The sequence below is a fragment of the Aeromicrobium panaciterrae genome (assembly GCF_031457275.1).
Classification (GTDB): Bacteria; Actinomycetota; Actinomycetes; order Propionibacteriales; family Nocardioidaceae; genus Aeromicrobium; species Aeromicrobium panaciterrae_A.
This window is the reverse complement of the sequence record NZ_JAVDWH010000001.1, coordinates 676,319-688,193: the sequence shown is the minus strand read 5'-3', so window position 1 is coordinate 688,193 and position 11,875 is coordinate 676,319. Positions and strand designations below refer to the sequence as shown.

Here is an 11,875-nt window from a genome sequence, read left to right as displayed (position 1 = left end):
TGCTATATTGATGTTTGTCAATACAGGAGGCGCGATGAAGACCGAGCTGTTGCCCGTGGTCGAGAACGTGAGCTGCTGCAGCGACCTGCCCTCAGCACTCTCGACAACGGATGCCGAAGCCAAGGCCGCCCGGTTCAAGGCGCTCGCCGATCCCACTCGCGTGCAGCTGCTCCACCTGGTCGCCGGCGCCGGTCGCGACGAAGCGTGCGTATGCGACCTCACTGACACCGTGAAACTGTCCCAGCCCACCGTCAGCCACCACCTGCGCATCCTCGTCGACGCTGGCCTGTTGACGCGCGAGCGCCGAGGCACGTGGGCTTGGTACCGCGTTGCCGACGAAGGGCTGCGCACGTTGAAGGCGGATCTCGAGCTCTAATGTGGGGGCATGGACCTCGGACTCGCTGACCGTACGTACATCCTCACCGGAGCGACCGGCGGGCTCGGCCTTGCCACCGCCAAGGTACTGGTCGCCGATGGCGCGAAGGTCGTCATCTCCTCGCGATCTCCGGAGTCCGTCGACCGTACCGTTGCCGAGCTCGGCGCCAATGCGACAGGCGTCGCGTCGGACAACTCGGATCCCGAGACCCCGGCACGACTGATTGCAGCTGCCCGCGACACGTTCGGCGGCCTCGACGGCGCGCTGATCAGCGTCGGCGGCCCGCCAGCGGGACTGCTGATGGAGCGCACCGAGGATGAATGGCGGGGCGCATTCGAGTCTGTGTTCCTCGGCTCCATCAGGCTGGCCACCGCAATCGCGACCGAGCTTGAGGACGGTGGCTCCATCGCGTTCGTTCTGTCGTCCTCAGCCAAGATGCCCGTCGCCAACCTCGCCATCTCCAACGGGCTCCGACCTGGCCTCGCGATGGCTGCCAAGACACTCGCAGACGAGCTCGGGCCGCGCGGCATACGCGTCAACGGCCTCTTGCCCGGGCGGGTCGACACCGATCGCGTACGTGAGCTCGACGCCCTCGCCGCTGATCCAGTTGCAGCACGCGCAGCCAACGAAGCCGCGATCCCACTTCGCCGGTACGGCAAGCCCGAGGAGTTCGGCCGAGCCGCTGCCTTCCTGCTCTCACCCGCGGCTGGCTTCATCACCGGCACGATGCTCCCTGTGGACGGCGGGCTGATCCGCGGCCTTTAGGCAGGTACGTAGCTCAGTGCCACCGCTCCCGACTCGTACTCCTTGCTTCCGATGAGCTTCAACTCAACGTGCTCAGCGAGCCCCTCAAAGAACCTTCGACCATGGCCCGCGAGCTCGGGCTGCACAAAGAACTCGTACTGATCGATCAGCCCGAGCTCCGCCAACGCCATCGGGAGAGTCACGCCGCCGGTGTATATCGCGTCGCCCGGCTGCTGCTTGAGGTCCTGCACAAATGCGGCGAGATCCCCGCGCACGAGCTCCGAGTTCCAGTCGACACTCTCCAGAGTGCTCGACACGACGTACTTCTTGGCCTCGTTGATGGTCTTGGCGAACGGCTCCATCCAGGCAGGTCTGCCTGGTGGTGTTGGCCCCCGCCAACCAGCCTCCATCAGCTCGTATGTCACGCGGCCGAACAGCAGCGCATCGGCGCGACCGATCATCTCGGTGGCGAACCGGTGCATGTCCTCGGTCGGCGAGAGTGCCGTGTGATCACAGCACCCGTCAAGGGAGAGGTTGATGGAGTACCGGAGAGGTCTCATGTCGTAAAACTACCGTCGAAGCGACGTCACGGGCGGCCAGTGCGCCGTGCAAGTAGAGCGGGAACAGCCACCACGGCACCCCAATCACGTCTGGCTGCAGATAGCTGAACTCGCCGACTGCTGACAGCGCCGCCTCGCCGAGCACGCCGCCGACCGCGATCAAGATTGCCGAGCCGAGGACGATCGCGGGCTCGCCGCGACGTACGACTCGGATCGCCCACGTTGCGAGCAATGCCAACGCGTACGCGACGGAGTACTTCTGATCGACAAACCCCGAGATGAGGTACACAGAGGTGACGATCGCGAGGCTCGCCATCACCCCGTTGCTGCTCGTCGAGCGTGGCGCTACGCCGTTGACACGCAGGCTCGTGTCGAGCATCGAGACCGTCGCCAGCAGGAAGGTCAACGGCACGATGATCGTCTGGCCAAGAACCTGCGGATCCCAGTGATAGACGAGCGTGTCCGTACGAACGTGAAACAGCTGATCGCACAGCGTCAGGAAGATCGCCGAGACACCGGCGACCAGAGCGAACCGCTTCACGCGTTGGACATCTCGCGAGGCTGCTCGGCCTCCGAACGCTTCTCGCCCGGGTGCCAGCCCGGCGGCATGAAAACGTAGCCGAGCTTGTCGCGCCAGCGGGTCGCGTTGTGCACGTCGCGGAACAGCTCAGCGAACGCGCCGTACTGCAGTCGCAGCACGTTGTAGGTGTCGACAGGCACCGTGAGTCCGTACGTCGGGCGGTGAAGCTCCTTCTGGAACGTGCCGAACATGCGGTCCCAGATGATGAAAATGCCGGCGTAGTTCTTGTCGAGGTACTCCGGATCGCTGCCGTGATGCACGCGGTGGTGCGACGGGGTGTTCATGACGAACTCGATCGGCGTCCACAGGAAGCCGATGCGCTCGGTGTGGGTGAAGAATTGATAGATCAAATTGAACGAGAACGCGATGTAGAGCGTCCACGGCTCGAAGCCCAACAGCGGGAACGGCAGCCAGAAGAGTGCATCGGCCCACGGGTTCCACTTCTGACGCAGCGCGGTGGAGAAGTTGAAGTACTCGCTCGAGTGATGTGCCTGGTGCGCCGCCCAGCCGATGCGTACGCGATGGACGAAGCGATGGTTGAGATAGAACGACAGGTCGAGGCCCAGGATCAAGGCGACCCAGTACCACCAGGTGTCGGTCGGGAGGTGCCACGGTGCGATGTAGACGCTCGCTGCGACGAACACGACCAGCGTGCCGGCTTTGAAGAGTGCACTCGACACCAGTGAACCAACGCCCATCAGGATGCTCGTGCGGGCGTCCTTGCCTTCGTAGCCGCGCAAGTCCTCGTCATCGGTCTCAAGGAACTTGAACGCGGCGAGCTCGATGAGCAGGGTCAGCACGAAGAACGGCGCTGCGACGATCGTCGGATTCTTGAGTGGGTCAAGCAGTTCGTTCATTGATTCACTCTCTCGCGGTATATGACTCGTGGGTAAGTTACCACAAGTTCATACAATGCCGCTAGACTCTTTTTGTGGCCAGACCGAATGCAGGCACCAAGGGTGTCCCCCGCCTCGACCGCGAGAGTCAGATCCTTGAGATCGCCTCCGCACAATTCGGTACGGACGGGTTCGCCGGCACGTCGGTTGCCACCATCGCCGAGAAGGCCGGCATCTCCAAGCCGCTGATCTACAACTACTTCGGCTCCAAAGAGGGCCTGTACGAAGCATGCCTCGACCGAGGCGGCGCGATCGTGGCCGAGGAGATCGAGCGGATCGCCCGCGGCGACGCCGTCGGTATCGAGCGCGGTATGCAGACTCTCGGCGGCATGTTCACACTTCTTGAGCCCCAGCCCTACTTGTGGCGCCTGTTCTTCGATCCGACGGCGCCTAGCACCGGCCCGATCGCAGACTCCGTCGCCTTGTACGCCGACCGCATCGGCAAACTCGCCGAGGAAGGCGTTGCCGAGCTCATGACACTCGCCGGCAATACCGATGAGCTCGATATCTCCGCGATGACCACCGTCTGGCTCGGCATCGTGGATTCGCTGATGGACTGGTGGCTCGACCATCCAACTGAAACAGCTGAGCAGATGATGCAGCGCTGTATGCGACTGCTCGCCGCACTCTTTGGGGACAGCGAATGAAGCTTGCAGGTCAGACCGTCGTCATCACCGGCTCGTCGAGCGGTATCGGCGCCGAAGCCGCGCGGAAGCTCGCCCGCCTTGGTGCGACCGTATGCCTGCTGGCCAGGCGGGAGGATCAGCTCGCCGAGGTTCGCGAGAGCATCGAGGCTGAGGGCGGCGTGGCTCATACGTACGCGGTCGACCTTTCGGATCCTGACGCTGCAGACACCGTCGCCAAGCAGCTGCTCGCCGAGCATCCGCGGATCGACGGACTGATCAACAACGCGGGCCGCTCGATTCGCCGACCGATTCTCGACTCGGTCGATCGCGCCCACGACTACGAGCGCACGATGGCGATCAATTACTTTGGCGCCGTCAGGCTGACACTCGCCTTGGTGCCCCGTTTCGTGGAGCAGGGCCACGGACACGTTGTCATCTCGTCGAGCATGTCGACACAGGTTCCGATCCCGTTGTTCTCCGCTTACCTCGCCAGCAAGGCGGCCCTCGAGTCGTTCACCCGGTCGCTGACCGCTGAGCTCGGCCACAAGGGCATCACGTCAACCGTCGTCTACTTCCCCATGGTCCGCACCGAGATGTCGACGGCCACGCACATCTATCAGGCCATGCCGATGTTGAGCGCCAACAAGGCGGCCAACTGGCTCGTCAAGGCAATTGTCGACAAACCGACACGAGTCACCAGCTTCGCCGGCACGATGGGCGAGCTCGGCATGGCCGCACTCCCGGGCGTTGTCACCAAGGCATCTCAGCCGCTCTTTCGGCGCATGGACAAGTCACTGGCCAAACGCGTCAAGGACTAGGACTCTTTGACCTGATTCATCCGGATGATCAGGTACGCCGGCAGCGCGACGGCCACGCCGACTGCGCCGAGCAGGAGGGCAATCCATCCGCGACGCACCTTCTTGGTCACCGCTTCGTAGACGACCCACAGGAAGAGCGCTGCGTACGTCAGCAGGATGTCGGTGGCGACGCCCGAGGCGACGGGAGTTCCGAACATGTCGTCGATCGCGTCACCGAAGGTGAGGTCCTTGACCTCAGGCGCCAGGATCACGACGAACAACACGATGAAAAGGGCTGCGATGCCGAGAAGTCCGGCCTTGAAGGTTCGCTCAGTCATGGGGTCAATGTAGGGCTTGGAACACGCGTAGAATGTGTTTCGAACCACACCACCCCGTGGTTCGAACGATGGATGTGCCCACCAACGCACATTCGCCACTTCTACAAGAGAGCACTACCGTGACCGACTCCAGCACCCCACCGTCAGCCTTTGGCACCGAGCACGAGCAAGTCGTGTTCTGCCACGACGAAGCATCCGGCCTCAAGGCCATCATCGCGATCTACTCCACCGCCCTGGGCCCAGCGCTCGGCGGAACGCGCTTCTATCCGTACGGCTCAGAGCAGGAAGCTCTCGCCGACGTCCTCAATCTTTCGCAGGGCATGGCCTACAAGGCGGCTCTCGCGGGTCTCGATCTCGGTGGCGGCAAGGCCGTCATCATTGGTGACCCGAACACCCTCAAGTCTGAGGCCCTGCTGCGCGCGTACGGACGCTTCGTGCAGTCGATCAACGGCCGCTATTACACGGCGTGCGACGTCGGCACGTTCAGCCCCGACATGGACATCATCGCCCGCGAGTGCGACTTCGTGACCGGTCGAACTGTCGAGCACGGCGGTGCCGGTGACTCGTCGGTCCTCACCGCCTTCGGTGTCTACCAGGGCATGCGCGCGAGCGCGTTCCACGTATGGGGCGACGCTTCGCTCGCCGGCAAGACCGTCGGCGTGGCCGGCGTCGGCAAGGTTGGCCGTCACCTCGTTGGGCTGCTTCTCGAGGAGAAGGCGAATGTCGTCGTCACCGACGTCTACGCACCCGCCGTCGAAGCGCTCAAGGAGAAGCACCCCGAGATCCGGGTCGTCGCCGACACGGCAGCGCTCGTCCGGGAGCCGCTCGACATCTACGCACCGTGCGCGCTGGGCGGCGCACTCGACGACGAAGTCGTGGGTGTCCTGTCGGCCAAGATCGTCTGCGGTGCTGCCAACAACCAGCTCGCCCACGAAGGCATCGACAAACTGCTCGAAGAGCACGGCATCACGTACGCGCCCGACTACTGCGTCAACGCAGGCGGTCTCGTACAGGTCGCCGACGAGCTCGAAGGCTTCAACTTCGACCGCGCCAAGGTGCGGGCAGCGAAGATCTACGACACGACGCTTAGCGTGCTTGAGCACGCCAAGAGCGAAGGCGTGACACCGGCGGTGGCTGCCGATCGCGTGGCGGAACAGCGCATGCGCGAAGTAGGCCGACTGCGTTCGGTGTGGCTGCCTAAGTCCTAGGCGCCGCGCTGCGAAGCTAGGCAAGATCGTTTGGGAACGACCCGGTGGCTTTAAGAAGCTGCCGGGTCTTCTCGTTCGACCATGTCGACATACTGCGCCGGAATCGGTTCGCCCGATTCGCCGTGGAGCTCGCGCTGCAGATTGTTGAAGTCCGTCTCTGGTGTGCGGTACTTCAAGTCGCGCGCAACTTTGGTCTGTTTGGCTTTAGCTCGGCCGCGCCCCATGGGTCCGACCCCCTCGCAGAAAAATAGTCAGTTTGTCGTGCTGACAAGCCTACCTAAGTCCTTAAACAATCCCGGCATCGGCCCCCACCCGCGTGCCTCAGTGTTAAACGAGGTTTACGGTGCCGCCGTCGCCATGGATGCCTGCCTCGGACACATCGCCTGCAATCCAAGCGTCAACGCCCCGGTCAGCGAGCAATTGAATGGATGCATCGGCTGCGTCAGGGGCGACGATCGCGACCATGCCGACGCCCATGTTGAGCGCGAGATCGAGATCAGCCTGCGCCACTCCGCCGACTTCGCCGACCAGGCCGAAGATCGGTTGGGGTGTCCAGGAGGAGCGGTCGAAGCGTACGGAGACCGTGTCGGGCAGCACGCGAGCGAGGTTGGCTGCGAGCCCGCCGCCGGTGATGTGCGACATCGCGTGCACCTCGAGCTCGGCGGCAAGCGCCAGGCACGGCAGTGTGTAGAGCTTGGTCGGCGTCAGCAGTTCTTCGCCGAGCGTGCCTCCGAGCTCGGGCACCTCGCGGTCGAGCTCCCAGCCAGCTTTGTCGAAGAAGACGTGGCGAACGAGCGAGTAGCCGTTGGAGTGGAGCCCGCTCGAAGCCATGCCGATGACGACGTCGCCGGGGCGTACGAGCTCAGCGCCGAGGAGCTTGTCGGCCTCGACCACACCAGTGGTGGAGCCGGCGATGTCGTACTCGTCGGGCGAGAGGAGTCCTGGGTGCTCAGCGGTCTCGCCGCCGAGCAATGCGGTGCCACTCTCGGCACATGCCTGAGCAATGCCCTTGACGATGTCGGCGATGCGCTCGGGCACGACCTTGCCGCAAGCGATGTAGTCAGTCATGAACAACGGTTCGGCGCCACATACGACAAGGTCGTCGACCAGCATGCCGACGAGGTCGAAACCGATCGTGTCGTGCTTGTCCATGCGCTGGGCGATCTGCACCTTGGTGCCGACACCGTCGGCCGAGGTCGCGAGCAACGGCTTGTCGTACGACTTCAGCGCCGACGCATCGAAGAGGCCAGCGAATCCGCCGATGCCGCCGACAACCTCGGGGCGGCGGGCCTTCTCGACCCACTCCTTCATCAGCTCGACGGCGCGGTCGCCTTCGGCGATGGAAACTCCGGCGCTGGCGTAAGACGTCATCAGATGACCTCGAGGGGCAGGGTTTCCTGCACCTCGAGCAGGTGCTTGCCGATCAGGTCGTCCTCCGGCAGCGCGACGGGGTAGATGCCGTCGAAGCAGGCGCGGCAGAGGTTGTCCTTTTTGACGTTGGTCGCTTCGACGAGCTGGTCGAGCGAGATGTACGCAAGCGAGTCGGCACCGATCGACTTGCGGATCTCGTCGACCGAGATGCCGTTGGCGATGAGCTCGGCACGAGACGCGAAGTCGATGCCGTAGAAGCACGGCCACTTCACCGGCGGCGACGAGATGCGTACGTGCACCTCGGCAGCTCCGAACTCGCGCAGCATGCGTACGAGTGCGCGCTGAGTGTTGCCGCGGACGATCGAGTCATCGACGACGACGAGTCGCTTGCCGGCGATCACATCGCGCAGCGGGTTGAGCTTGAGTCGAATGCCGAGCTGACGCAGCGTCTGCGACGGCTGAATGAACGTGCGGCCGACGTACGAGTTCTTGACCAGACCGTGACCGAACGGAATGCCCGACTCCTCGGCGTAGCCAATTGCGGCAGGCGTACCGGACTCAGGCACCGGGATGACCAAGTCCGCATCGACGGGGAACTCGCGAGCCAGCCGGCGGCCGATCTCGGCACGGACCGAGAAGACGCGCTGGTCAGAAATCGTGGTGTCAGGACGGGCGAGGTAGACGAACTCGAAGAGGCAGCCCTTGGGCTCGGCCTTGGCGAAGCGTTCGCTGCGCAGTCCGTTCTCGTCGATCGCGATGAACTCACCGGGCTCGATCTCACGGATGTAGGAGGCGCCGACGATGTCGAGAGCGGCGGTCTCGCTGGCAACGACCCAACCGCGCTCGAGACGACCGAGCACGAGGGGGCGGATGCCCTGGGCATCACGCGCTGCGTAGAGCGTGTTCTCGTCCATGAAGACGAGGGAGAAGGCACCGCGAAGTTTGGGCAGCACCTCGAGCGCTGCTTCTTCTACCGAGCGATCGGGGAAGGAGGAGAGGAGCGTGGCCATGACCGAGGTGTCGCTGGTCGCGGTCTCGCCCTTGCTGGCGCCGCCCGCAAGACCTTCGCGCTGGCGCACCATCTCGATCAGTTCGGCCGTGTTGGTGAGGTTGCCGTTGTGGCCGAGGGCGACCGAGCCCTGAGCGGTCGGACGGAACGTCGGCTGCGCGTTGTGCCACACGCTGGAGCCGGTCGTGGAGTAGCGAGCGTGGCCGATCGCGAGCTCGCCCTTGAGCGAATCGAGCGTCGACTCGTCGAACACCTGGGAGACGAGCCCCATGTCCTTGTAGACCAGGATCTGCTTTCCATTGCTCACCGCGATGCCGGCAGATTCCTGCCCTCGGTGCTGCAAGGCGTACAGGCCGAAATAGGTCAGCTTGGCGACCTCTTCACCGGGAGCCCAGACGCCGAAGACGCCACAGGCATCCTGGGGTCCGGCGTCCTGGGGATCGATGTCGTGGGTGAGGCGTCCATCTCCGCGGGGCACGTGCTCAAGTGTACGGGCAACCCCGCCTCAAGACCCACTTGCCGCGCATCCCGCGGACACTCCGCGAAGCATCTAGCGTGGTGCTGTGACGAAGGCCCTGTTGTACGGACTGGCGACCGCGCTGCCACTGGTCATCGGCGCGGCAATTGGTCTGCGCTGGAGGATCCCGCGACCTGCCCTTGCCGCCCTGATGGCCTTCGGCGCCGGCACGATGATTGCGGCCGCCTCGGCTGAGCTGTTCGAGCCTGCTTTTCATGCCGTCGCTGCGTGGCACGCCGGTCTTGCTCTGCTTGCTGGCGCCGGGACGTACGTCGTCGCCGACCATCTGATTGACAAGAAGTTGGGCACCGCCGCAGTCGGCTGGGGCCTGATGCTTGGCACTCTTCTCGACGGCATCCCCGAGAACACAGCTTTGGGCGTCTCTATCAGCGAGGCGGGTGGGGTCGTCCTGCTCGTCGCGATCGCGGTCGGCAACACCCCTGAGGCGATTGGCAGCGCCGCCAAGATGCGCGAAGCAAGCGGAGGTAGCTGGCAGCGAGTCATGACGTTGTGGGCCGCGACTGCCGTGATCCTCGTGATCGTGACGGTGGCTGCGAATGGTGCCGGTGACTCGATCGGTCCAGGCCATATCGCGACCGTCCAGGCGTTCGCCGGCGGCGCCACCATCGCCGTCCTCGCCGACACACTCATGCCCGAGGCCTACAAAGACGGCGGCTGGTGGGTCGGGCTCGCGACCGCGCTCGGCTTCTTCGTCGCCTTCGTCCTGGGAGGTTGAACCTGCCGAGATGCGTGCGTACCGGTTGAATGGACGCATGAGCTCAGACCAGATCACCGTCGAACGTACGATCAACGCTCCGGCAGACCGCATCTTCGCGCTGCTGTCGGATGCGGCGAAGCACTCCGAGATCGATGGGTCTGGCACGGTCCAGGGCACTCGCCAGGACTCACGCCCTCTCAAGCTCGGCACCAAGTTCGGCATGTCGATGCACATGGGCGTTGGCTACAAGACGTCGAACGAAGTCATCGAGTTTGAGCAGGATCGCCGTATCGCTTGGAAGACGACCGGCGCCAAGGGCCTGGTCGGTGGCCGCATCTGGCGCTACGAACTGGAACCCGTCGACGGCGGCACGCTGGTCAAGGAGACGTGGGACGTCTCGCAGGACAAGCAGAAGTTCTACCTCAAGCACAGCCGAATGGCTCCGGCCGCGAAGGTCGGCATGCGCAAGACCCTCGAACGCATCGCACATACCCTCGAGCCCTAAGTGTCCTCTAGGCTGTCGTGATCCAGGTCACACCGCCGAGGAGCACGCATGACGTTCACAGTTCCGCCAGCCACTTTCCTCCCCGACTTCCTCGCCTTCCGGGCGAGCGACAGCCCCGACAGGCCGTGCTGGATCTTCGGCGAACGCACGTGGTCGTGGTCTGAGGCTTGGGACTCCGTACGCCACGCTGCCGGCGCCCTCAAGGCGGACGGCGTGCAACGCGGCGACCGAGTCGCGATCCTCGACAAGAACAACCCCGTAGTCCTCCAGGTGCTCCTCGGCGGCTGCCACCTCGGCGCGGCAACCACCGTCGTCAACTGGCGTCTGGCCGGCGACGAGCTCGACTACGTCATCAACGACTGTGGCGCGGAAGTCGTCTTCGTGGGTCACACGCTGCTCGAGCAGTTCGACCTAGTGCGCGACAAGCTCGAGAACGTTAAGAAGGTCATCGTCGTCGGTGGTGAGAACGACGAGTACGAAGCCTGGCTCGCAGCTGGCTCGCCGACCGACCGCCAGCCTGACGTTGAGCCCGATGACATCTGCGTCGTGATGTACAGCTCCGGCACAACCGGCCGCCCCAAGGGCGTGATGCTCAGCCAGCACGCGATGGTCGAGCACAGCATCAACGGCATCGGCGACACCACGTACGAAGACGACGACATGGCGCTGGTCGCGATGCCGATGTTCCATGTGGGCGGTACCTCGTACGCACTCCTCGGACCAGTGGTCGGCATCCCCGGCTACATCATCAGCGAGGTCGACGCGATGCAGTTGGCCGGCGGCATCATGGCCGGCAGCACCCACGTGTTCCTGGTGCCAGCGGTCGTCGCGGCACTGATCGCAGCCGGACCCGATGCGATGGCACTGTTCAGCAAGCTCAAGGGATTCGGCTACGGCGCCGCTCCGATGCCGCTGCCGATCCTGCGTGAGGCCATGAAGGCTTGGCCCAACACGGAGTTCCAGCAGGTCTACGGCATGACCGAGTTCGGTGGCGTCATCACCGTCCTCAACGATGCCGCGCACCGCGACGAGTCCCACCCGGAGCGCCTCGTGTCGGCCGGCCTGCCGGTCGCCAAAGCCGAGCTGCGCATCGTCAACCCGTCGACCCTCAAGGACGAGCCGGTCGGCGAATCCGGTGAGGTCTGGTTCCGCACACCCCAGGCAACGGCTGGCTACCTCGGCAAACCTGAGGCGACGGCCGAGCTGATCACACCGGACGGCTGGGTGCGTACGGGCGACCTGGGCCGAGTCGACGAGGACGGCTATCTGTTCATCGAGGACCGGCTGAAGGACATGATCATCACAGGCGGCGAGAACGTCTACTCGCCCGAAGTTGAGCGCGTACTCGCGGAGCATCCCAGCGTCGCGGAAGTCGCGATCATCGGCGTTCCGCACGACAAGTGGGGCGAGACCGTCAAGGCCGTCGTCGCGTTCAAACCGGATCAGGCTGTCGAGCCGGAGGAGCTCATCGCGTTCGCCAAGGAACGCCTTGCGGGCTACAAGGCGCCTTCGTCGATTGACATCGTCGAGGCCCTGCCGCGCAACCCGTCGGGCAAGATCCTGAAGCGTGACCTGCGCAAGCCGTATTGGGCTGACAGCGACCGACAGGTCTGACATCCCAGCGAAATCC

General features: G+C 64.3%; 15 protein-coding genes. 8 read left to right on the top strand and 7 right to left on the bottom strand.

Annotated elements, in window-relative coordinates; translation table 11 throughout:
- Positions 1 to 34: 34 nt before the first annotated feature.
- Positions 35 to 376 carry an ArsR/SmtB family transcription factor gene (locus J2X11_RS03455; protein ID WP_309966804.1) on the top strand — a complete coding sequence of 114 codons (342 nt, stop codon included), beginning with the start codon at positions 35 to 37 and terminating at the stop codon, positions 374 to 376.
- Between the two features lie 9 nt (positions 377 to 385).
- A complete protein-coding gene (locus J2X11_RS03450; RefSeq protein WP_309966803.1) occupies positions 386 to 1,141 on the top strand; it encodes an SDR family oxidoreductase in 756 nt (251 codons plus the stop codon).
- Here J2X11_RS03450 and J2X11_RS03445 read toward each other — a convergent pair.
- Genes J2X11_RS03445 through J2X11_RS03435 form a run of 3 tightly spaced genes read right to left on the bottom strand, consistent with a single transcriptional unit; the run spans position 1,138 to position 3,117 of the window.
- On the bottom strand, positions 1,138 to 1,680 hold the full coding sequence (locus J2X11_RS03445; RefSeq protein WP_309966802.1) for a dihydrofolate reductase family protein: 543 nt from the start codon (positions 1,678 to 1,680) through the stop codon (positions 1,138 to 1,140). The genes J2X11_RS03450 and J2X11_RS03445 overlap by 4 nt on opposite strands.
- Complete coding sequence (locus tag J2X11_RS03440; protein WP_309966800.1) at positions 1,643 to 2,221, bottom strand: hypothetical protein; 579 nt, start codon at positions 2,219 to 2,221, stop codon at positions 1,643 to 1,645. Before J2X11_RS03440 ends, J2X11_RS03445 begins: the two co-directional genes overlap by 38 nt.
- Complete coding sequence (locus J2X11_RS03435; protein WP_309966799.1) at positions 2,218 to 3,117, bottom strand: sterol desaturase family protein; 900 nt, start codon at positions 3,115 to 3,117, stop codon at positions 2,218 to 2,220. The genes J2X11_RS03440 and J2X11_RS03435 overlap by 4 nt, the downstream gene beginning before the upstream one ends.
- A gap of 74 nt (positions 3,118 to 3,191) precedes the next feature.
- Between J2X11_RS03435 and J2X11_RS03430 the strand changes: the two genes are divergently transcribed.
- On the top strand, positions 3,192 to 3,803 hold the full coding sequence (locus J2X11_RS03430) for a TetR/AcrR family transcriptional regulator (RefSeq protein ID WP_309966798.1): 612 nt from the start codon (positions 3,192 to 3,194) through the stop codon (positions 3,801 to 3,803).
- Positions 3,800 to 4,600, top strand: a complete 801-nt coding sequence (locus J2X11_RS03425) for an SDR family NAD(P)-dependent oxidoreductase (RefSeq protein ID WP_309966797.1) — start codon at positions 3,800 to 3,802, stop codon at positions 4,598 to 4,600. Before J2X11_RS03430 ends, J2X11_RS03425 begins: the two co-directional genes overlap by 4 nt.
- Here the strand turns inward: J2X11_RS03425 and J2X11_RS03420 are convergent.
- Positions 4,597 to 4,917, bottom strand: coding sequence for a DUF2834 domain-containing protein (locus J2X11_RS03420; RefSeq protein ID WP_309966796.1), 321 nt, complete (start codon positions 4,915 to 4,917; stop codon positions 4,597 to 4,599). The two genes, J2X11_RS03425 and J2X11_RS03420, sit on opposite strands and share 4 nt — an antisense overlap.
- 119 nt (positions 4,918 to 5,036) lie before the next feature.
- Between J2X11_RS03420 and J2X11_RS03415 the strand changes: the two genes are divergently transcribed.
- Positions 5,037 to 6,125 carry a Glu/Leu/Phe/Val dehydrogenase dimerization domain-containing protein gene (locus tag J2X11_RS03415; protein ID WP_309966795.1) on the top strand — a complete coding sequence of 363 codons (1,089 nt, stop codon included), beginning with the start codon at positions 5,037 to 5,039 and terminating at the stop codon, positions 6,123 to 6,125.
- Positions 6,126 to 6,175: 50 nt separating this feature from the next.
- Here J2X11_RS03415 and J2X11_RS03410 read toward each other — a convergent pair whose 3' ends face one another.
- From J2X11_RS03410 to purF, 3 genes are all read right to left on the bottom strand, one after another.
- Positions 6,176 to 6,349 (bottom strand): DUF3073 domain-containing protein, encoded by a 174-nt coding sequence (locus tag J2X11_RS03410; protein WP_309966794.1) that lies wholly within the window; start codon positions 6,347 to 6,349, stop codon positions 6,176 to 6,178.
- Between the two features lie 103 nt (positions 6,350 to 6,452).
- Positions 6,453 to 7,496 (bottom strand): phosphoribosylformylglycinamidine cyclo-ligase, encoded by a 1,044-nt coding sequence (purM, locus tag J2X11_RS03405; protein ID WP_309966793.1) that lies wholly within the window; start codon positions 7,494 to 7,496, stop codon positions 6,453 to 6,455.
- Positions 7,496 to 8,983: an amidophosphoribosyltransferase gene (purF, locus tag J2X11_RS03400; protein ID WP_309966790.1), complete on the bottom strand. Its 1,488-nt coding sequence runs from the start codon at positions 8,981 to 8,983 to the stop codon at positions 7,496 to 7,498. Before purF ends, purM begins: the two co-directional genes overlap by 1 nt.
- Before the next feature lie 85 nt (positions 8,984 to 9,068).
- On the opposite strand from purF, the gene J2X11_RS03395 reads away from it, so the two are divergent.
- Genes J2X11_RS03395 through J2X11_RS03385 form a run of 3 tightly spaced genes read left to right on the top strand, consistent with a single transcriptional unit; the run spans position 9,069 to position 11,859 of the window.
- Positions 9,069 to 9,758 (top strand): ZIP family metal transporter, encoded by a 690-nt coding sequence (locus J2X11_RS03395; RefSeq protein WP_309966788.1) that lies wholly within the window; start codon positions 9,069 to 9,071, stop codon positions 9,756 to 9,758.
- Positions 9,759 to 9,795: 37 nt separating this feature from the next.
- Positions 9,796 to 10,245, top strand: coding sequence for an SRPBCC family protein (locus J2X11_RS03390; RefSeq protein WP_309966786.1), 450 nt, complete (start codon positions 9,796 to 9,798; stop codon positions 10,243 to 10,245).
- Positions 10,246 to 10,293: 48 nt separating this feature from the next.
- A complete protein-coding gene (locus J2X11_RS03385) occupies positions 10,294 to 11,859 on the top strand; it encodes a long-chain-fatty-acid--CoA ligase (protein ID WP_309966784.1) in 1,566 nt (521 codons plus the stop codon).
- Positions 11,860 to 11,875: the final 16 nt, after the last annotated feature.